This window comes from Lunatimonas salinarum, from assembly GCF_017811155.1.
GTDB classification, from domain to species: Bacteria; Bacteroidota; Bacteroidia; order Cytophagales; family Cyclobacteriaceae; genus Lunatimonas; species Lunatimonas salinarum.
This window is the reverse complement of sequence record NZ_JACVCV010000005.1, coordinates 82,842-104,314: the sequence shown is the minus strand read 5'-3', so window position 1 is coordinate 104,314 and position 21,473 is coordinate 82,842. Positions and strand designations below refer to the sequence as shown.

The following is a 21,473-nucleotide window of genomic DNA, read 5'->3' as shown; positions in this document are numbered from 1 at the left end:
TTACATATACCCTACCAAACGGTACATAGTGATTCCCAGCCATTCTTTGACAAGTTTATGCCATATCAAGATTGCGTTTGGGTTCGGCTGAACGATTCCCTTATAATCCAGGATCCGGTCATTTCCGTAATAGTCCACCGGAAAGGTGTCTACCTTCACCCCGACTTTTTTAAAGCACCCCTCAGCGCGGTACATGTGAAAGGCTGATGTGATCAACAAGTAAGTCTGATCGATTGAATAATGGTGGGACTCCAGCATTTCTTTGGTAAATAGGGCGTTTTCACGGGTGTTTTTGGCTGCATCCTCTACGATGATGTCTTCGGGAGGCACCCCTGCAACCACCATGAATTCCGCCAGTTTACGCGCTTCTCTTTGGTCATTCACCGGATCAAGTCCCTGTCCTCCGGAAATCAGTATTTTGCCCAACTTCTTTTCGTTGTATAACTGTACTGCCTGAGTGGCCCGGTCTGCTCCATGTGCAAAAAAGGTTCTGTCCTCCGCCGTTTTATTTAGATTAGTCACACCGGTAAGCACAATGCCTACCTCGTAATGCGGGAGTTCAGCTATGGGCTTGAATGGGGGCTCCCAGTAATTGATCACGAGGTTTGCCAAAAAATTATTACTGACTATAAGGAGTAAAATAAGTCCTGCCACCTGAAACCATATCTTCCACTTACGCTTCCGCATAAATTGCCCAGCAAGCAAAAGTATGATTACACTGGTCAACGGCATTACTAAAAAGCTGAAAAGCTGCGAAATATAGAAAAACATAGGCGTTATATGTTAACTGAATGACGGGTATTGACAAAACGTGAATACAAAGATTCAAATTTAATTTCTTAATTTCAGCTTTGGCCGTCTTTCAAATTGCATGCAAAACACTCCCTTCATCATTTACAAATCATCTGCTGGTTCTGGTAAGACCTACACACTGACCATGGAGTATCTGAAGCTGGCGTTGGTGTTCCCTACTGCCTTTCGCGCGATTCTTGCCGTGACGTTTACCAACAAGGCTACGCAGGAGATGAAGGATCGTATCCTTAAGGAGCTTTCCCGGCTAAAGCGGCAGGTAGATCCTTCGCAAACCATGGATAGGGAGCTTTTGACCCATTTAGGTATCGGTTCCGAAGTGCTGATGCAGCGTGCCGAATCCGCACTTTCGGCGATTTTGCATGATTATGCCTCGTTTTCCGTCAGCACGATCGATAGTTTTTTTCAACGCATCATACGATCCTTCGCCCGTGAGATTGATTTGCAGGCCAAGTTTGATTTAGAACTGGACCAGGATGGGGTATTGGATCGCTTGGTAGAACGGCTTATGCTTACCGTTACCGAGGATGCATTTCTGCACAAGTGGCTGATCGACTATTCCATCGAGCAAATCCAAGAAGGCAAGTCTTGGGATATACGCAGAAATATCAAATCACTGGGTAGTCAGTTGTTTCAGGAAGCCTTTAAGCGTTACCGGTTTCAGATTCAGGAGTTTTTGCAGGACGACGCACAGCTAGACACACTTAAGCAAAAGGTAATCGCAAGGAGAAATCAGCTGATTGAGAAGGGGCATGGGTTAAAAATGCAGGCTACATCCATTCGCGAGCGGCACGGATTGCAATGGGAGGATTTCAAAGGGAGTAGCCGTTCCTTTGCGCTCAAGTTCGATGCCCTAGGGGATCGGCAGTCCCCTTTTCCAATCTTATCGCCTACGCAGGTTGGTCTGGAGGAGCGTCTGGAGGCCTGGTTTACCAAATCCAGTCAGCAGGCCCATCAGATTCAAGCGGCTTTTTACGATGGCCTAGCGGCGATTTGGAGCCAAATTCAACCGCTTTACGTAGATTGGAACACCAACGAAGCAATTCGGAAGAATTTGGATGTGTTCGGAATATTTAAGTTTCTGCTCCGGGAGTTGGACGATTTGAAAGAGGAGGAAAATATCCTGTTAATTTCAGATGCCAATGATTTTTTGCGGGAGATCACCGCAGACAACGAGGCTCCTTTTATTTACGAGAAGGTGGGAAACAAATACAGGCACTACCTTATAGATGAATTTCAGGATACCTCGGGTTTCCAGTGGGATAGTTTCAGGCCTTTGCTAATCGACAGTTTGTCTCAGGGGCATGCCAATTTGTTGGTAGGGGATGTCAAGCAGTCCATCTATCGCTGGCGAGGAGGGGAACTGCGATTGCTGTTGGAGGAGGTAGAAGCGGAGATTCATCAGTTTGGGGTGGAGATAAAGAACTTGGATACCAATTTCCGTAGCCTTCCCCATGTGGTAAAGGTCAACAATGCGGTCTTTACCTACCTGCCAAAGCAGTTAATGGGCGTACTGGAACGCAAGTTTGAGGTGGAAGATGCGGGTATACTTGCCCGGGCATATCAGGATGTGAGTCAGCAGGTGGCTGCTTTCAAAGAAAACCAAGCCCACGCCGGGTTGGTTCGGGTAGCATTTTTGGCATCCGAGGAGTCCGAAGAGAAATTTGGAGAGTTGGCCTTGTCCAAGGTTCCACAAATGGTGATAGACCTTCAGGAAAAGGGCTACCGGCCCAGGGACATTGCCTTTTTGGTACGAACCAAGAAGGAGGGGGTGAAAATTGCCGACCAATTGATTTCATTTGGCTTAGCCAATCCTGCTTCCCCTTATTCTTTCGATGTAGTTTCTGACGAGGCCATGCTAGTGAGTAAATCCACTACGGTTAGTTGCGTGGTGTCCGGACTAAAATACTTAGCTAATATGGAGGAATCGATTTACCTCAAAACGATGTGGTATCATTGGGCGGTAATTTTCGGTCATCCAGTTACCCATGATTTGTTTGGTGTAGCGAATTCAATTCCTAAAATTCAGGCAATGCAGCAGCGCTTTGAGGAAATAAAGGAAGACCTGCTTCAAATGCAGCTTTTGGATATGGTAGAGCGTCTGATTGATTTTTTGGATCTGCAAGTGAAGGGCGGGGAGCTAGCCTATCTGGAGGCATTTAAAGAAACGGTGTACGATTTCGTTTCGACCAAGCGCGCCGATTTGCCAGGGTTCCTTTCTTGGTGGGAATCGAAGAAGGAGAAGCGGACGATCAAGATTCCCGAAGACCATGATGCCATGCGCATCTTGACCATCCACAAGTCCAAAGGGCTGCAGTTTAAGGTAGTCTTGATGCCTTTTTTGGATTGGAAGATATTTGATATGACCAAAAATCAAATTGTCTGGACTCCCTATCAGTTCGATCAGGCCTTTCAAGAAGTCGTGATACCACTCTCCATGTCTTCTCAGTTGATGGAATCGGGCTTCCGTTCGGTTTATCAGGAAGAAGCAATACTGGCTTTTTTGGACTCTTTAAATATGGTATATGTAGCGATGACTCGCGCGGAGGAGGTTTTTTGGGCCTTGGCGCCGGCAGCCCAAACGACTAATCCACAATACGGGAACTTGGCGTCCAACCTAGAGGCGATTTTTCGGGCACCGGCTCTTCCGGGGGATCAACTTTGCCTAGGTGATTATTTTGATGCAGCAGAAGGTGTTTTTCAATATGGGGATTGGCCCTCTAGACAGGCATCGCTGCACGGAGGCTATCAACCTTATCCATTGCCTTGGAAAAGCAGAAGTTGGGGAGATTTACTGACGGTAAAAGCCTTGGCTACCGAGTTTTCGGACGATAATTTGAAGCTTAGGCAGAAGGGAGCCTTTGGTACCTTGGTACATAGCTTGCTCGAAAAATCCCTTAGAAGCCGGGATATCTTTCTGGGTTTGGAGGAGCTGTATTATAATGGGTTTATCAATCTAGAAGAGCGGGACAGCCTACGGCAGCAATTGGAGTTCCTTTTGCAGCATCCACAATTCTCCAAATGGTTTGGCGGCGAAGGTGAAATCTTGAGTGAACAGGGAATTTTACTGCCAGATGGTACCTCCAAGCGGCCGGATCGTATCTTATTGTTCTCGGACGGGGCGGAAGTAGTTGATTTTAAAACCGGATTGCCGCGCGAATTCCATAGCCGGCAGGTAAACGAATACATGGAATTGGTCGGGGAACTTACCGGGTTGCCTGTAAAAGGTTATCTGTGTTATTTGGATGAGATGGTCATCGTAGAAATTCAAGACTGATGGAGCGTTTTTTGAAAGATACCGCAAAGCAATTGGTGGAAAGGTACCAATCTCTTAAAGACATAACCGTGGTTTTTCCAAACCGAAGGGCTGGGATTTTTTTTATCAAGCAGTTGGGAGAGTTGATAGACCGTCCCACATGGATGCCCAAGGTGATCACCATTGAGGATCTTTTTTACGATCTGGCAGGACAGCGTCCTACCGATCAACTGACGTTGATTTTTGAGCTATTTGAAGTCTATGCTAGCCTTCACAAAAATGCTGAGCCTTTTGACCGGTTTTATTTTTGGGGGGAATTGATGCTCAAAGATTTTAACGATGTGGATCAGTTTATGGTCGATGCCAAAAAGCTATATCATCATTTGGCTGACCTCAAGGTGATCGAGAAGGACTGGTCCTATCTGACCGAACATCAAGTAGCGTTGATTCGGGCATTTTGGAAGTCTTTCGAAGGCAGTGACAGCAAGCATCAGGAGCGGTTTTTGAAGTTTTGGGAGGTATTGTATGAGCTTTATGAACGTTTTCGCTCCTCCCTGCACGTAGCCGGATTTGCCTATCCTGGCATGCTTTACCGTCGAGTTGCAGAGCATTTGGAGGAGTTGCCCCTGCCGGCTAGCCAGTTGGTCTTTGTGGGTTTCAATGCTTTTACGAAGACTGAAGAAGTACTTGTGAAGCATTTCGTGGAGGAGAGAGGGGCGGAGGTGTTTTGGGATGTGGACGCCTATTATTTGAACGACACAGCTCAGGAGGCCGGTATGTTTTTCAGGCAATACAAAACAGACAGGGTTCTTGGGCCTACTTTTCCCGCAGAGGCGCCAGATAGGATTAGAACCCATCCGAAAACCATCAAAACCTACGTCACACCACTTAAAGTGACGCAAGCCAACTTAGTAGGCAGCATTTTGCAACAGAAATTATCTCAGGAGGCGTGGGAAGATACCGTAGTTATCCTTCCAGATGAACAGCTGCTTTTTCCCGTGTTGAATTATTTGCCCGAAACTGTCGAGAGTGTCAATGTGACGATGGGGTATTCGATAAAAAACACACCAGTATACATTTTTTTGGAAGCGGCCTTGGAACTACAGCGGTACGTCAAGCGGGAGGATGATCAGGTTTTGTTTTATCATAAACCGGTGACCGAGCTATTGGCCTCGGTATACCTTAAACAGCTAAATCCGGATTTTTGTAGGAGGATTTCTGAGCAAATCGTGCTTCAGAACCATGTTTATGTAACAGCTGACTCCTTGGCGCAAGGCGGGGAGCTTTTTGGGCTGATTTTTAAGGCATACTGTCCGGCATCTATCTTGGAAGGACTGCGCCAGATCATGGTACAGCTATCCAAACAGCTCAAAGAAGAGGGGCTGGAACGCAGTTATTTGTTTCAGTGCTATCGACAGCTAACGCGGTTAGGGGAGATCTTCGATTCAAGGGAGGATAAGATTCCAAGTCTGGAGTTGGTGCTTCGTATATTCCGACAGCTTTTTCGGCAAATTCGAGTTCCCTTTGAAGGGGAACCTTTGCGCGGCCTGCAAGTGATGGGGGTGCTGGAATCCCGAAACCTCGATTTCAAACGGGTGATCATCTGTGACATGAATGAAGGCAGTTTTCCGCCTTCGGGGGCACTGAATTCAATGGTCCCTTATAACCTGCGTTCTGCCTTTGGACTTCCGGTTCAGGAGCAGAACGATGCAGTGTATTCCTACACCTTTTACCGGTTATTTCACCGGGCGGAAGAAGTCCACCTGATTTATACCACTTCCGGAGGAGAAGGAAAACCGGGAGAGAAGAGCCGTTATTTGCTGCAGCTATTGGAAGAGATGAACGCAGCACCTATCGTCCAGCACGAGGAGGTGGTGTTTGTTCCCGTGGATGTGCGCAAGGCAGTGGAAATCTGTATCCCTAAAAATGTAGCTATCATGGAGGTGCTGGAGCGGTATGTGTTTTCCCCAGAGCGGGACAATCCCGTGGCATTTTCACCCTCAGCAATTAGTAACTGGCTGGATTGTCGGTTAAAGTTTTATTTTAAGTATATCGCCGAGATAGCAGAGCCGGAGGAGGTCAGCGAAGAGGTGGATGCGGCTGTATTTGGCAACTTAGTGCATGGGGCACTCGAAAACCTATACCTGGGCTTTATTGCAAGAAAAAGTCGGAGGGTGTTGGAAAGGGACGATTTTCCGGGACTGAGGCCATTTGTGGGACCGGCTATAGAGCTGGCTATCCGAAAGCAGTATTTTTTGGAGGAAGCCCAACCTGTCAAGTTTCAAGGGCAGTTGGCAATCGTGCGAGATGTCTTGCATAAATACATCATACAGGTGCTTAAATGGGACGAGCGATCGGCTCCCTTTCAGATTATTTCGTTAGAGGCTGGAAGGAAGTATCGGGCCCAGCTAGAGTTAAAGGTAAATGGCGGGATCAAACGGGTTGCTCTAGGGGGGATTATTGACCGGGTAGATTTGCATGAGGAGGTGATTCGTCTAATGGATTACAAATCAGGCAAAGATGAAAAGCAATTTGCCTCCATAGCAAGCTTGTTTGATCGAGCCGATAAAAAACGAAACAAGGCGGCGATGCAAACGCTGTTCTATGGGTTTTTATTTAAGCAAAACTTTCCCGACAATCATCGGCCCCTCAAGCCCGCCATTTTAAATCTGAGGGAAATCTTCAAAGAGGATTTTAATCCCTACCTAGTCCATGTGGAGTCTAGGAGCAATAGGAGGGAGGTACAAGATTATGGGGAATATAGCGAGGAGTTTGAGGAGGGTCTGCGGGATGTAATAGGGGAAATTTTCCATGAAGCCTTGCCTTTTGATCAGACAGAAGATGTGCAGAAATGCGCCTATTGTCCTTACAATTCTCTTTGTGGTAGATAAAGTGGGGCCGGTGATAACCTACTATGGTGGGCTTAATCCAAATATTATATTTATCTTCATGCCTCCAATTTATTGCTATGAGGCCTGAGATCAAATGCACCCTTCAATATGGGATCTTAGCAGGAGCTGTTTTTTTGCTCCCTTCCTTATTTTATACCCCCATCAGATCGTATCTGAATTTGCCGGAGGGATTGTTTGTGTCCATGATGGCAGGATTTATAACCGTGTTTGTGGTTATACATGCTTATTTAACCTCCAAACGCTACCGGTTGTTGGAGGATCGAATCAGTCGGCAATACAGGGTTATCTTTGAGAAACTTCCCGATTCCGTTTGGATTTTGTCACCGGAAAGCGGGAATATTTTACTGGCGAACGAGATGGCAACGCGATACTTTGGAGCACTCAGCGAGGAGGAGGCCGTGGGGAGTAACTTTCGGTTACTTTTTCAAGACCCCATCCAAGTGAAGTTAGAACGGGTGATCCAGCCGGTTACCAAACGTAATTTGGTGATGGTGGACAGGTTTTACGAACCTAGGCAGGTTGACTTGTTTATGATGCCGCTTGAATACGAAAACAGGCCCTCAATATTGGCGCTAGTGGTGGATCATTCCAACGTGCACCGTTCTCTGGAGGAAAATGTTCAATTAAATAACTCATTGGTGGCGCAGAATGAGCGGTTAAAGAATTTTTCTTTTTTGCATTCCCACCATATACGCAGCCACTTGGCAAATATCATGGGGATCGTCAACTTATTGGGAGATCATCAGCAGGTTCCGTCAGGGGAGGAGCTGCAAATGCTTAAGAAATCCGCAAAAAAATTGGATAAAGAGGTCAAGAAGGTAAACAGCATGCTGATGGAAAACGGTGGAGTAAGTAGATTTTCAGAAAGAAGGGATAATCCGGCAAAGGTCATTATCTTTGTCGACGACGACAAGGTTCAGCATATGATCAATAAGCGGGTTTTGATGAAGATCAATCCCCGCTTAGAACTGGTGTTTTTTGAGGATCCCTATGAAGCACTGAGTTGGCTGGAGCGTAATGTGGCCGATATTTTGCTGCTAGATATCAATATGCCTGCAATGGAGGGTTGGGACTTTCTGCAGCTTATGGCAGAGCGCGGAATTAATATGGAGGTTAAAATGTTGACTTCCTCATTGGATCCCCGGGATATAGAGAAGAGCCAGCATTTTGAAATGGTGAGTGGATTTCTGGTAAAACCACTGAGAAAAGAAGTAATTGATGAGTTTTTATAACGCTACCTTTGAAAAGGGCGTTAATACATGAAGAAAATAGCAATCGGTAATGGCAATAGAATCAGCTGACGATAAATTATTTCTTGGCAAGCGATTAAATAAGTTTTTTGTAGGCATGGCGGATGCCTTCAATTTTGTAAAGCGGTTTTTTGTAGAGGTATGGCTACCTCCTTACGAAGGCAAGGAGTTTGTTCGTCAATGTTATCAAATCGGGTATAACTCGCTTCCATTGATCTCGCTCACAGGATTCATCGTAGGTATTGTATTTACCAATCAGTCCCGGCCGTCTCTTTCCGAGTTCGGTGCTACCTCATGGCTGCCCGCCCTGATTTCCATTGCAGTGGTACGTGCGATGGGACCTTTGGTGACTGCATTGATCGCTGCGGGAAAGGTAGGTTCCAGCATTGGTGCGGAAATTGGCTCCATGAAAGTCACTGAGCAAATAGATGCGATGGAGGTTTCGGCCACTAACCCCTTTAAGTTTTTGGTCGTAAGCCGTGTTTTGGCCAGTACATTTATGATTCCCATTTTGGTGATGTACACGGATTTCGTAGCGCTGATAGGTTCCTTTATCAATGTAAATCAGAATGAGCTGGTAAGCTTGAGTACCTTTTTTGTGCAGGTGTTCGATGCACTTTCTTTTTTGGATATTACCTCTTCACTGATCAAGTCGCTGGTTTTTGGATTTACCATTGGGATAGTGGGGTGCTACAAGGGGTATAACTCTACCAAAGGAACCGAAGGCGTGGGAAAGGCAGCAAATGCAGCGGTAGTGATGGCGATGTTTTTGATCTTTATCGAAGAGCTGCTGGCACTGCAGATTACCAACTTCTTTAGACAACTATAAGCGATGCGGGAAAAGGTAATTGAAATAAAGAACTTAGTGAAGTCCTTCGGCGACCTGCATGTTTTAAAAGGGGTGGATCTGGACTTGTATAAAAGTGAAAATTTAGTGGTTTTGGGAAAATCGGGAAGCGGGAAATCGGTGCTGATCAAAATCATGGTTGGGTTGCTTTATCAGGACGAAGGGAGTTGCAAGGTACTGGGGCAGGAGGTGGAAAACCTTTCTCCTAAGGACTTAAATAAGCTACGACTCAAGATTGGCTTCTCTTTTCAAAACAGTGCATTATACGACAGTATGACCGTGAGGGAAAATCTGGAGTTTCCCCTGATTCGAAATGTGAAGAACCTTACGAAACTAGAGAAAGACAAGCGTGTGGAGGAAGTCCTTGACGGCGTAGGGCTATTATCTACCATCAATCAGATGCCTTCGGAGCTTTCGGGAGGACAACGGAAGCGGATCGGTATAGCCCGGACCTTGATACTGAATCCTGAGATCATGTTGTACGACGAGCCCACCGCAGGGCTGGACCCGATTACCTGTGTCGAGATCAATAATTTGATCAACGAGGTAAATACCCGGTATCACACCTCCTCCATTATTATTACGCATGACTTGACTTGTGCAAAGATGACAGGGGATAGGGTAGTGATTCTTTTGGATGGTGTCTTCAGTGCTCAAGGTACCTTTAAAGAAGTTTTCCAAACCCAAGACCCTCGAATTAAATCATTTTACGACTATAATTTTACTGAGTGATGAAGAATGATAATAAAAAAACCGTAACGGTAGGAATTTTTGTGCTGATAGGCATCATCATCTTGGTTGCCGGAGTGATGACACTTGGTGCACAGCAAAAGGCCTTCGTAAAGAGCTACCGCGTTTTTGCGGTTTTCGACGATATCGCCGGATTGCAAACGGGGAATAATGTGTGGTTTTCCGGGGTGAAGATTGGCACTGTTAAGAAAATCAATTTTTACGGTGACTCACAGGTTGAGATTGAGATGAATTTGGAGTCGAATACCCGTGATTTTATCCGGAAAAACTCCAAAGCAACCATCAGTTCAGACGGGCTGATTGGAAACAAGATCATTGTGATCTATGGGGGTACCAACGAAGCGCCCATAATTGATCCGGGTGACAGACTGGAAGCCGTGATGCCCCTCGATACGGATAAGATGATGGAAACCCTGCAAGAAAACAATCAAAACCTCGTTTCAATCACCAACGACCTAAAAGTCCTCACGGGTAGAATTGCAGCTGGAGACGGAATTGTGGGAGCACTTCTGACAGATTCGACGCTGGCATTGGGTTTCCGACAGTTACTGATAGACTTGGACCGTTCGGCAGAGAATAGCCGGGTACTTACAGGCGAGTTGGCATCCTTGTCCAGGAAACTAAATCAAAAGGGTACACCCATCGACGAGTTCTTATCCGATACGACAATGGTTTCATCCCTGAGAGCCTCAACGGCCGGTTTGGAGGAAACGATGCAGCAAGCGAATGCTGCCGCGACAAATTTAAAGGTAGTAACAGATAAGTTAGGTAGAAGCAACAACGCAGTAGGCATGCTGCTTTCGGATGAGGAGTTTGCCGAATACCTAAAAGGAACCATGCAAAATCTGGATTCTGGTACCCATTCGTTTAATGAGACATTGGAGGCACTCAGATATCATTGGTTTTTCCGACGCTCGTTCCGCAAAAGTGAACGAGCCAAGGAAGAGGCACAGGAAGAATAACCAAAAAGGCGGAAATATTTCCGCTTTTTTTTGTTATATCTATGCCAACTTCCATTTTTAGTTTGGTTTTTGCTTAAATAACGTGTAAAATGAACATTCAATTTAAGAGTGTAAGATTCAATCTTTTTTCGTCCACATAAACCGCTTTCCCATGTCACACGATCCTTTCCAAATTAAGCAGATTTTAGAAACCCGAGAAGGTGGCTTAACCTATTGGAGTCTTCTGGAGCTTCAAAGACAAGGCTATGCCATCGAGAAACTCCCCTTTTCGATCCGGATCCTATTGGAGAATGCCTGCCGGAATTTTGATGATTTTGCTATTACGCAGGAAAATCTCGAGACCCTGTTAAATTGGACGCCTCAGCCATCCGATAGGGATATCCCTTTTAAGCCCGCACGAGTATTGATGCAAGATTTTACGGGAGTACCCGCAGTGGTTGATATTGCCTCACTTCGGGCAGAGGCTGTCAGAAAGGGTAAGGATCCTAACAAAATCAACCCATTGATTCCCGTAGACTTGGTGGTAGACCATTCTGTGCAGGTTGATTTTTTTGGCACCAATTATTCCTACAAAAAGAATGTTGATGTAGAATATGAGCGCAACGGAGAACGCTACGAATTTTTGAAGTGGGCCCAAAAGTCTTTTGACAACTTTTCTGTGGTACCGCCCGGAATGGGCATCTGCCATCAGGTAAACTTGGAGTACCTAGCGCAAGGCGTGATAGCCCGGGACGGAAGTGTTTTTCCGGATACCTTGGTAGGTACGGATTCACATACTCCGATGGTGAATGGGATCGGCGTAGTCGGTTGGGGAGTAGGAGGTATAGAGGCCGAGGCAGCCCTCTTGGGGCAGCCAATTTATTTTATCATGCCGGAGGTAGTGGGGTTGAGGCTTTCCGGAAAGCTGCCATTGGGTACCACGGCTACGGATATGGTGTTGACCATAACCAAGTTGCTAAGAGATCATGGAGTAGTGGGTAAGTTTGTAGAGGTCTTTGGCCCCGGATTGGATAGCCTTTCTGTGCCAGATCGCGCTACGATCTCCAATATGTCACCGGAATTTGGATGTACGGTGACTTATTTTCCGATCGACGACCGTACGCTGGACTACATGGTGAAAACCAATAGGCCTGCTGAACAGGTGAGACTGGTTGAATCCTATGCAAAGGCCAATCTCTTATGGCGGGAAAACGAAGACTCCATCACTTATTCAAGCTTAGTTGAGCTTGATCTAGGCACAGTAGAACCGACAGTTTCTGGTCCCAAGCGGCCCCAGGATAAGATTCTGCTTAGAAACTTTAAAGGGAAATTCGGAGAGCTGCTGCATGAGGTGCATGGACGTCAGTACATTCCCATGGACCAACGGGACGAAAGTCGTTGGTATGCGGAAGGTGGGGGCGGGCAACCAATGGGTTCCGGTGATGGTCTAGGGGCCAAAGATATTGAAATCGAAACCAAGATAAAGGATGGCCTGAAAACGGTAGTGGTCAAGCATCACGATGAAAAGTTTGCGCTCCACGATGGTTCCGTGGTCATTGCTGCCATTACTTCCTGCACCAATACCTCTAATCCTAGTGTGATGGTAGGTGCTGGGTTGATAGCCAAGAAGGCTAGGCAGCGTGGCCTAGATGTAAAGCCATGGGTAAAAACGTCCCTTGCTCCAGGTTCCAAAGTGGTGACTGATTACTTGCAAAATGCGGGTCTGTTGGACGATCTTGAGGCACTGCGTTTTCATGTAGTGGGTTATGGATGCACTTCTTGCATAGGTAATTCCGGACCTTTGCCCATGCACATTGCCCAGGCAGTAGAGGAAAATGACCTGGTGGTTGCCTCCGTACTTTCCGGCAATAGAAATTTTGAAGCTCGGGTGCACCCACAGGTAAAAATGAATTACCTGATGTCCCCTATGTTGGTAGTTGCGTATGCACTTGCGGGCCGAGTGGACGTGGATCTGAACGAAGAACCCCTTGGGTATGACCCTAACTTAGAACCGGTATATCTAAAAGATATCTGGCCCACACAGGAGGAAATTATGGAGGTCATCGGAAAGGTGTTGTCACCGAAGGATTTTGAAAAGAACTACGGTGAGATTTTTGCAGGAAACGAACAATGGCAGGCATTGACTGCCCCTGATGATGATGTATATCTTTGGTCTGCGGAGTCGACTTACATCAAAGAAGCGCCTTTTTTTCAAGGTATTACCGAGGAGGTGCCTGAACCCAGCGATATCCGAGAGGCCCGGGTGTTGTTAAAACTAGGGGATTCAATCACGACCGACCACATTTCTCCGGCAGGGTCTTTTAGGGCTGATTCCGCCGCTGGAAGATACCTGGCTGAACGGGGCGTGCCGGTGGATCAGTTTAATTCTTACGGATCCCGTAGAGGTAATGACGAGGTGATGGTTAGAGGTACCTTTGCAAATGTACGCATAAAAAACCAGCTGGTGCAGAAAGAGGGCGGGTATACCTTGCATGTTCCTTCCGGGGAAGAAATGACCGTATATGATGCGTCTTTGAAGTACCAAGCAGACCAAACGCCCCTGCTTGTGTTGGCGGGAAAGGAGTATGGCAGCGGTAGTTCTCGGGACTGGGCGGCTAAGGGGACTAATTTGCTGGGGATAAAGGCAGTTCTGGCCGAAAGCTACGAGCGGATCCACCGTAGCAACCTCGTAGGCATGGGCGTACTGCCTCTGCAGTATGTAGCAGGGAAAACGGCCGATTCGCTTGGTCTTACCGGAAAAGAGGTTTTTAGCATTGAGGGAATATCAGCAGGCTTGACCCCGCTGAAATCGCTGAAGGTTTCTGCAAAGAGAACGGATGGTTCCGTATTAACCTTTGAGGCCGTTGCACGGTTGGATTCTGCGATTGAGATTGCCTATTACAAAAATGGTGGGATACTACATTACGTACTTCGGCAGTTTTTGGCAAGGTGAGATTTGTAGCTATACATCCCTTAAGACTGCGCTTTACATCTGCCATTGGCGTGAGTGGCGGTCGGTTATAGGATTCTTCCATTGCCAGAAACCTTCCGAATGTACGATGTTATGGAGGCTATTCACTACTATTCCAAAACCTGAACTTCCAGGGAAGTGGGGTGGGAAATGGAATGATAAACTCGGTGGGTGGCGCGAACAAAGTCCGTTTCTTCCGCTTTGAAAATATTTTCCAAATACTTCTGCGGATTGCGGTCTATCAGGGGAAACCAAGTGCTTTGGATTTGGATTTGAATCTTATGCCCCTTTTTAAAGGTATGCAGCACATCCTGTAGTCGGAAGGCTACGTCGGTAACCTCGTTAGGCACAAAGGGCTTTGGTTCGGAAAGGCTCTCTCGGTACCTCCCGCGCATAGCCTCAGAGCGCACCTTTAGGTGGTAGTTACCCATATCCATACCCTCTTGTACGTAGTCGTGGTTAGGGGTGTTTCCAGGGAACACGTCTATAAGCTTTACGATCCAATCGGCGTCTGTTTCAGAGGTACTCACCTTTAGCTTTGCCTTGATTTCACCTGCCAGCGTGATATCCTCTTCCAGTATGTCCGTTTCGAAGACAAGTACATCGGGACGTCGTGCAGCAAAACGTTGGTCGTCGGCCATATATTTGCGAGGCGTAAAGTTAAGTTTTATATCTTGCGTGTAGGGTACCGGTTTTTGCGGATCTGAAACAAACTCCTGATATCCAAAGCTATCTGGTTTTTCCGTTTTTAGCTTGCCATCAGCATGCACATACATACTGATTGTTTTGGCATCCGCAGGAGGCCATTGATCAAAGGTTTTCCATTCATTGGTTCCCGTATCGAAGAGGTAGGCTTCCGGTAAATCGGTTTTTCCGTCACCGGCACCTTTTAAGAAGTGGTCAAAGAATCGGAACTCTACCTCCTTTTGGTACCAGGTAGACAGCGAATCTCCGAAGTACATACTGGAGACCACCTGAGGTCCGGGCTCTGCAGACCAATCTCCGTGGGACCACGGACCCATTACCAGGGTATTGTAGGTGGCAGGGTTGTTTTTTTCGATCGTTTTATAAATGGTAAGTGGTCCGTAAAGGTCTTCTGCATCAAACCATCCACCCACTGTCATTACTGCCGGGGTTACTTCCTTTAGATGGGGGATAATGGATCTTTCCTGCCAAAAGGCATTGTAATCGGGATTTTCCTTTAACTGTTGCCAAAAGAAGTTATCTGGACCGTAATAATTATCGGCGTTTTTTAATGATCCCATATCCATAAAGAATTGGTACCCATCTCTGGTTCCTGGATCTACCATCTGGTACCAAGGCTCATCTGTGGGGCCCTCCTTTTGATAGCCAAATACCGTAGTGGCCAGCCAGTAACTCAGGAAGTAGGCCCCGTTGTGGTGAAAATCATCGAAGTAAAAATCACCTATAGGTGCTTGAGGGGAGACAGCCTTTAGGTTCGGATGGGCAAAGGGCAGTGCAGCTGCGGAATAAAATCCCGGATAGCTGATCCCCCACATACCTACGCGTTCGTTGTGGTTTTTCAGGTTTTTGAGCAGCCATTCGATGGTATCGTAGGTGTCGGTGCTTTCATCTATGGCTTTGGACTTTTTGTCCCTAGTCGAAAGGGTAGGCCGCATGTTGTCGTATTGGCCTTCCGACATCCAGCGTCCACGTACATCTTGGTAGACTATGATGTAGCCATCTTCCATTAGACTGGGTGAGGGGCCGATGGTCGGTCGGAAGCTTCCTTCTCCATACGGCCCCGCACTGTAGGGTGTGCGCTGCATGAGTATGGGGTATTTTTTGCCTTGATCTTTAGGGATATACACGATCGTGTGAAGATGTATTCCATCCCGCATAGGGATTTTATACTCTTTTTTGTCGTAGTGGTTGGGTACATATCCCGTTTGTTGCCCAATAGCAGAAGTAATGGATAGTGAAAAAACTATCAATAGGCCTAGGAGGAAGGTGGGTTTCATTTTATAGACGTTCGAATTTCAAGTATCCTATTCTTGCCGATTGAAGTCGCTCAGCAGCTCTTGCCGAAAACGCCTCAAACGATTGATTTAATGCGATCAAGATTGTAATCCAGCAACCTGAATTTTTATAAAAATAGTAAAAAGTGTTTGTTAACAAACACTGGTTTTCAGTTTTGAAGCGATAAATTTCGTGGGAAGTTTATGCCTAACAGCCTAGCGGCTTGCTGCCGGTAGGGCATCGGCGAGGCTTTAGGTGTATTTTACGGCTATCCAAGCGAATTTTTCATCAAGCCTTTTTTGGTAGGATTTGGTAGAAACATTTTAAATTTTTGTAAACTTGGCCAATTATTGAATGAAAGTAATAGTTAGCCCAAAATGCCTAAACAGAATCCAACTCATCGTTTTCCAAAGGAAGTAGAGTTTGGCTCCGCTAAGGAGGGCATCGGTTCATCGGAAATGTGCCTCTGGGAAGCCTATCGAAAGGGGAGTGATGCGGCCTTTGTAGAGATTTACGAAAAATATTTTGATTCGCTGTATGCCTATGGAGTTCGGGTTGCTGGTGATCACGCCATGGTAAAGGACGGGATTCAGGAAGTTTTTTATGACTTAAAGGAATTGCGATCTAAAGTTGGCCCTACGGATTCTATCAAGTTTTACCTGTTTGCCTGTTTGAAGCGTAAGCTGTACAGGGCTTCGTCCCGGTGGGAAAGCCGCAGGCTGTCCATAGACACCAACACCAATTTTGATTTTTCACTTTCGCCGGAGCAGTTGTTGATCGATCAGCAGATAGGCAGGGAACAATCCGAAAAGCTAAACCGTGCCATTGGACAGTTGAGCCCCCGCAAGAAGGAAATCATCTATTATTTTTTCTATGAGGGATTGACCTACGAACAAACTCAGGAAATTATGGGTCTTGAAAGCCTAAAGGCCACCAGAAACCTACTTTACAAGGCATTGAATTTTTTGCGTGATTCGCTTACATCGTTTATTTTATTTTTATTACTGATTATCAAATAGATAGAAAAAAATTACACTTTTTTTTTTAGTTAGAGGGTGTTTTTTTCGGGGGCTGCTGCATTTACTCCAAATATCTTACAGCAGTATGCAATCAATTCAAGACTTTTTGACTAATCCGGAATTTGTCCTGTGGGTGAAACGTCCCACTAGTCAATTGGATGACTACTGGGCAAAGTGGATTCAAGCCAATCCAGACCACCTTCCTACCATAAAATTGGCCCGGGAATTTTTGCTGCGTATGCAATACGAGGAAATCAGGTCTGTTGATGGAACGAGGGAGGAAATCCTGAATAAGCTGCTTAAAGCACCTCAGAAGGAATTCAAGGAATCAGATCAAAAGCCGAGTCAACTGCCGCTTTCCATTAAGCGGATCGGTTACTTTCAAGTAAGTCAGTTTTACCGGATAGCCGCCATACTAGCCATAGGGCTTGGGTTGGGTTGGCTGCTAAGCCCGGGTATTACTCCTGTCCCCGCTGAGACAGAAGCAATATCTGTTACTTGGTTGAAGAAGGCTACGTTGCCCGGTGAAAAGTTACAGCTTACGCTTAGGGATGGGTCTAAAGTTTGGATGAATGCGGCTACGGAAGTAGCGTTTCCCGAAACATTTGATTCACTGGAACGGCGAATCACGTTGATCGGTGAGGCATATTTTGAGGTGGCGGAAGACAGTTTGCGGCCATTTATCGTCGAAACCAACGGACTCTCCACCACCGCCCTGGGTACGTCTTTTAATATTAATACCAGGGAGGAAGGTAAGATCCGTATTTCCCTACTAACCGGAAAGGTGAAAGTATCCTCTTCTTCTGATAATGGGGTACTTCTTGATCCTGGAAAGCAACTTAGCTATTCGACCGAGGACCATTCGCAGCAGATTCGGTCGTTTGACATAGGCCAAGTGACGGCTTGGAAAGATGGAAATTTAGTATTTACAGATGCGTCTCTTTTCACCGTGGTAAGACGACTGGAGGATTGGTACGGAGTACACATAAAAGTAGAAAATGGCGAAGAAATACGCTGGAAATTCAGTGCGGCGTATAAAGATCAAACATTGGAAGATGTATTAAACAGCCTTTCTTACACGCAGCGATTTAAGTACACGATGGAAGGTAAGCAAGTGAAATTTAAATTTTGACATGATGAAGCAACCAAATGGGCCTTAATTAAAAACCGACCGGAATGAATTCCGGCCGGCTTGTGACTGATCTACCGGTTATACGCATTGGGGAATGACACAACCTGAGATCAGGATTACTGAACGATTTATTCAATAAACCTTTAAAATTATGAAAAATAAATTACTTAAGGCAATTTATATGTTGTCCAGATACTTCCTATATGGCTTTACCATACAGTTACTTTTCCTAAACTTAGGTCTAGCAGTGAATGCCAACGGGCAGTACAAAAGCATTGAAGAAGTAAATGTGCGTTTATCCAGTGAAGGGCTCACGGTAGGTCAGTTCTTCCGTGAAGTTCAGCGCCAAACACCCTTTAAGTTTAGTTACGACAGCCGGATCATCGATCGAATGATTCCATTGTCGTTTTCAGAAAAAGAAGGTACGCTGGAGGGATTCCTTAAACAAGCTGCCAGACAGGGGGAACTTTCTTTTCGGCAATACAATCACAGCATTGATGTGCTCAGGGATGAAAGGAGTGAAGTAGTTGTGGAAGCGGATGACCCTATTACCATTATGGGCAAAGTCACCGATGAGAATAACGAGCCCCTTCCGGGTGCTACCATATCCGTTCGTGGAACATCCTCGGGAACAGTGACCGACATAGATGGAAATTTTTCACTTGCAGTAGAAGAGGGGCAAACAATCGTCATATCCTACATCGGCTATGTTTCTCAAACCAGGCAAATAGGAACGCAGTCGAACTATACGATCGTATTGGTTCAAGATTCAGAGTCTTTGGATGAGGTGGTGGTGACTGCTTTTGGGATCGAGCGCCAGGAAAAGGCGCTGAGCTATTCTGTCCAGAAATTGGAAGGCAAGGAATTGGCAAAGGTGAATAATCCCAATCTATTAAACGGATTGCAGGGCAAAGTAGCCGGTGTTACTGTACGTCAAACCAGTGGCGCTCCAGGTAGTTCACCCATAGTGAATATCAGAGGAAGCCGTTCTATCACAGGTAATAACGAGCCGTTATACGTGGTGGATGGACTACCGATTAGTGGTAGGCCAATCGATTTAAACCCCAACGATATCGAATCGTTGAATGTCTTAAAAGGCCCAAATGCAGCGGCTTTGTATGGTATCAGAGCATCAAATGGTGTAGTGGTTATAACTACCAAAAGAGGGAAGGACTCTCAGCTCGGCAAACCGACAGTTACTATAGATAATGGGTATAACGTCGATGTTGTAACGCGGTATCCGGAGCTGCAGACCCAATATGCCCAAGGGGAACAAGGTGAATTTAGGCCGTTTAGCACGTTTTCTTGGGGACCACGAATCCAGGAAATGGGACAATATACCAATCAATTGGGGGAGCTTGAACAAGCAGCTGTTTACGATAATATGCGGAATTTTTTTAGGCCAGGAGGTACGTACAATGCAAATGTGGAAGTGGCAAACCGATTTGAAAAGGGAAATTTCCAAATCGGGGCTTCCTATACTGACCAAAAGGGAACCATTGAAAATTCAGGATTCAAGCGGTATAATTTGAAGTTTGCGACAGACTACGCCCTGCATTCAAAGGTTCGGGTAAGCACGTCGGTGAATTTTTCATCGTCCGAGGATGACAGAATCGTGGATGGTGCCGGAAATAGCAGTTTGTTTTATGCGTCGTTTTTTGCGCCGGTAAGTTATGATCTCAAAAATAAACCTATCGCCACTCCAAGCAACCCATATCAACAAATCAATTTCCGAGGAGGCCATGACAATATTTATTGGTCAATTCGAAACAACAGTAATAACAGACTTACCTACCGAACATTCGGAAATGTACTGCTTGATTATAAGCCAACGGATTGGCTTACATTCAATTATCGGGTGGGAATGGACTATTTTAATACCCAGTCAAAGGAAGTACTTTCTCTTGGTTCCGGTGCCACGGGAGGCAGGACCGTACCGCCTAGAGGTGGTCGAATCGTAGAGGGGACATTCTTTCAGCGTCAATTTAATTCCACATTTAACATGATTATAGATAAAAGTTTTGGCGAAGACTTTCGACTGAACTTTATGGCGGGGAACGAACTATTTGATTTCTACAGCAGAAGTCTTTCTGTCACGGGCAACGACTTTACGATAGGAGGGTTTCATCATTTATCAAATACAGCAACCCAGTTTCCAAGTGAAGGGATTAACCGATCAAGAGTGGCGGGGTTTTATACCAATCTTGCGTTAGATTGGAAGGATTTACTTTTTTTGAATGCATCGTTGCGAAATGATGTGGTATCCAATATGCCGGCCGGTAATCGATCCTTTTTGTATCCATCTGTGGGATTAGGGTTTGCGTTCAGCGAGTTACTGGGGGCTGACTCCGGCATCCTTGATTTTGGAAAGGTGCGGGTGAGCGTTGCTGAAGTAGGACAAGCTGGACCATTATATGTATCGGACAATGTCTTTTTGAGGGGACAGGTTAACAATGCCGTTGGGGCAGGAGCTTTTGTGTTTCCGTTTGAGGGAATCACGGCATTTAGGAGGGATCCTGCGTTAACGAGTTTGGATATCGTTCCTGAAAACACCAGAACAACCGAATTTGGGATTGATATGAGATTTTTCAATCGAAGGATTGGCATCGATTACACCTACTACCGTTCGCTCTCTCAAGGACAGATATTCCGTGTCCCAGTAGCCGTTTCTACAGGATTCAGCTCGGAATTGAGAAATGCAGGCCAAATGTCGGTTAGGGGGCACGAGTTTATTTTGGATTTGACCCCGATTATCGCAGGGGATTTCAGGTGGAATATTCTCACAAATTTTACTGCCTACGAAAATACGGTTGACCGGCTTGCGGAAGGCATTGAAAGACTGAATCTCGGAGGATTCAGAGTGAATATAGTTGCTGAAGAAGGCCAATCCTACCCAACGATGTTAGGTTCCGCATTCGCAAGAGATCCACAGACAAATCAGATTGTGGTAGATTCCAGACAGACGCTTCCCAATGGTAATCCAAATCCACAATATGGCATGCCACTTAGGTCGAGCCAACAAATTAATTATCTGGGGAGAGTAATTCCAGACTTTGAATTTGGCTTCATTAACAAGTTTACCTATAAGTTTCTGAGTTTGGACGTGCAGGTAGACTGGAGGCAGGGCGGTAAAATCGCATCCGGCAGCAATCGATTGGGTAAGTTATACGGGAGTTTAGCCGAAACCGGTAATCGGGAAGAGGATTTGGTTTTCGAGGGTGTTAAGGGATTTTATCAAAATGATGGGACACTCGTAGTCGAAGGAACAAATGACATTGTTATTAAGCCAGGTGAGTTTTTGTACCGGAATGTACTTGATCAAATTATCGAATCGAATGTGTATGATGCGTCATTCGTTAGACTGAGGGAGGTGCGACTCTCATGTGATATCCCCAGTGAGTTGCTAGAACGATTAAAGGTTCAACGAGCCAATGTGTATTTGACAGGACGGAATCTTTGGTTAAATGCGGCACTGCCTAACTTCGACCCTGAGCTTAACTCAGGAGGTGGAAATCTACAAGGGGAAGAATACCTTGTTTTTCCACAGATAGCGAGTTATGGTGCCGGCATTGTCGTTTCCTTCTGAAAATTTAAATAGGTTAGTC

Annotated in this window: 12 protein-coding genes; 10 read left to right on the top strand and 2 right to left on the bottom strand. The window is 45.9% G+C overall.

Annotation, left to right across the window (positions count from 1 at the left end):
* Positions 1-771 (bottom strand): YdcF family protein, encoded by a 771-nt coding sequence (locus tag IAQ59_RS07540; protein ID WP_209330185.1) that lies wholly within the window; start codon positions 769-771, stop codon positions 1-3.
* 100 nt (positions 772-871) lie between these two features.
* Here IAQ59_RS07540 and IAQ59_RS07535 point away from each other — a divergent pair, with 100 nt between their 5' ends.
* From IAQ59_RS07535 to acnA, 7 genes are all read left to right on the top strand, one after another.
* Positions 872-4,087, top strand: a complete 3,216-nt coding sequence (locus IAQ59_RS07535; RefSeq protein WP_209330184.1) for a UvrD-helicase domain-containing protein — start codon at positions 872-874, stop codon at positions 4,085-4,087.
* A complete protein-coding gene (locus IAQ59_RS07530; RefSeq protein WP_209330183.1) occupies positions 4,087-6,957 on the top strand; it encodes a PD-(D/E)XK nuclease family protein in 2,871 nt (956 codons plus the stop codon). The genes IAQ59_RS07535 and IAQ59_RS07530 overlap by 1 nt, the downstream gene beginning before the upstream one ends.
* 77 nt (positions 6,958-7,034) lie before the next feature.
* Positions 7,035-8,210: a response regulator gene (locus IAQ59_RS07525; protein WP_209330182.1), complete on the top strand. Its 1,176-nt coding sequence runs from the start codon at positions 7,035-7,037 to the stop codon at positions 8,208-8,210.
* Positions 8,211-8,259: 49 nt separating this feature from the next.
* Positions 8,260-9,057 carry an MlaE family ABC transporter permease gene (locus IAQ59_RS07520; RefSeq protein WP_209330181.1) on the top strand — a complete coding sequence of 266 codons (798 nt, stop codon included), beginning with the start codon at positions 8,260-8,262 and terminating at the stop codon, positions 9,055-9,057.
* A 3-nt stretch (positions 9,058-9,060) separates the two neighbouring features.
* Positions 9,061-9,807, top strand: a complete 747-nt coding sequence (locus IAQ59_RS07515; RefSeq protein ID WP_209330180.1) for an ABC transporter ATP-binding protein — start codon at positions 9,061-9,063, stop codon at positions 9,805-9,807.
* The gene (locus tag IAQ59_RS07510; protein WP_209330179.1) at positions 9,807-10,787 is read left to right on the top strand and encodes an MlaD family protein; all 981 of its coding nucleotides are present in this window, start codon (positions 9,807-9,809) and stop codon (positions 10,785-10,787) included. The genes IAQ59_RS07515 and IAQ59_RS07510 overlap by 1 nt, the downstream gene beginning before the upstream one ends.
* A gap of 151 nt (positions 10,788-10,938) precedes the next feature.
* Positions 10,939-13,719, top strand: coding sequence for an aconitate hydratase AcnA (acnA, locus tag IAQ59_RS07505; RefSeq protein WP_209330178.1), 2,781 nt, complete (start codon positions 10,939-10,941; stop codon positions 13,717-13,719).
* Between the two features lie 128 nt (positions 13,720-13,847).
* On the opposite strand, the gene IAQ59_RS07500 is transcribed toward acnA, so the two are convergent.
* Positions 13,848-15,719, bottom strand: a complete 1,872-nt coding sequence (locus IAQ59_RS07500; protein WP_209330177.1) for a CocE/NonD family hydrolase — start codon at positions 15,717-15,719, stop codon at positions 13,848-13,850.
* Positions 15,720-16,094: 375 nt separating this feature from the next.
* Between IAQ59_RS07500 and IAQ59_RS07495 the strand changes: the two genes are divergently transcribed.
* The 3 genes from IAQ59_RS07495 (at position 16,095) to IAQ59_RS07485 (ending at position 21,454) form a co-directional block, all read left to right on the top strand.
* Complete coding sequence (locus IAQ59_RS07495) at positions 16,095-16,736, top strand: RNA polymerase sigma factor (RefSeq protein ID WP_209330176.1); 642 nt, start codon at positions 16,095-16,097, stop codon at positions 16,734-16,736.
* Positions 16,737-16,821: 85 nt separating this feature from the next.
* The gene (locus tag IAQ59_RS07490; protein ID WP_209330175.1) at positions 16,822-17,868 is read left to right on the top strand and encodes a FecR family protein; all 1,047 of its coding nucleotides are present in this window, start codon (positions 16,822-16,824) and stop codon (positions 17,866-17,868) included.
* A 151-nt stretch (positions 17,869-18,019) separates the two neighbouring features.
* Positions 18,020-21,454 (top strand): SusC/RagA family TonB-linked outer membrane protein, encoded by a 3,435-nt coding sequence (locus tag IAQ59_RS07485; RefSeq protein WP_209330174.1) that lies wholly within the window; start codon positions 18,020-18,022, stop codon positions 21,452-21,454.
* Positions 21,455-21,473 lie beyond the last annotated feature (19 nt).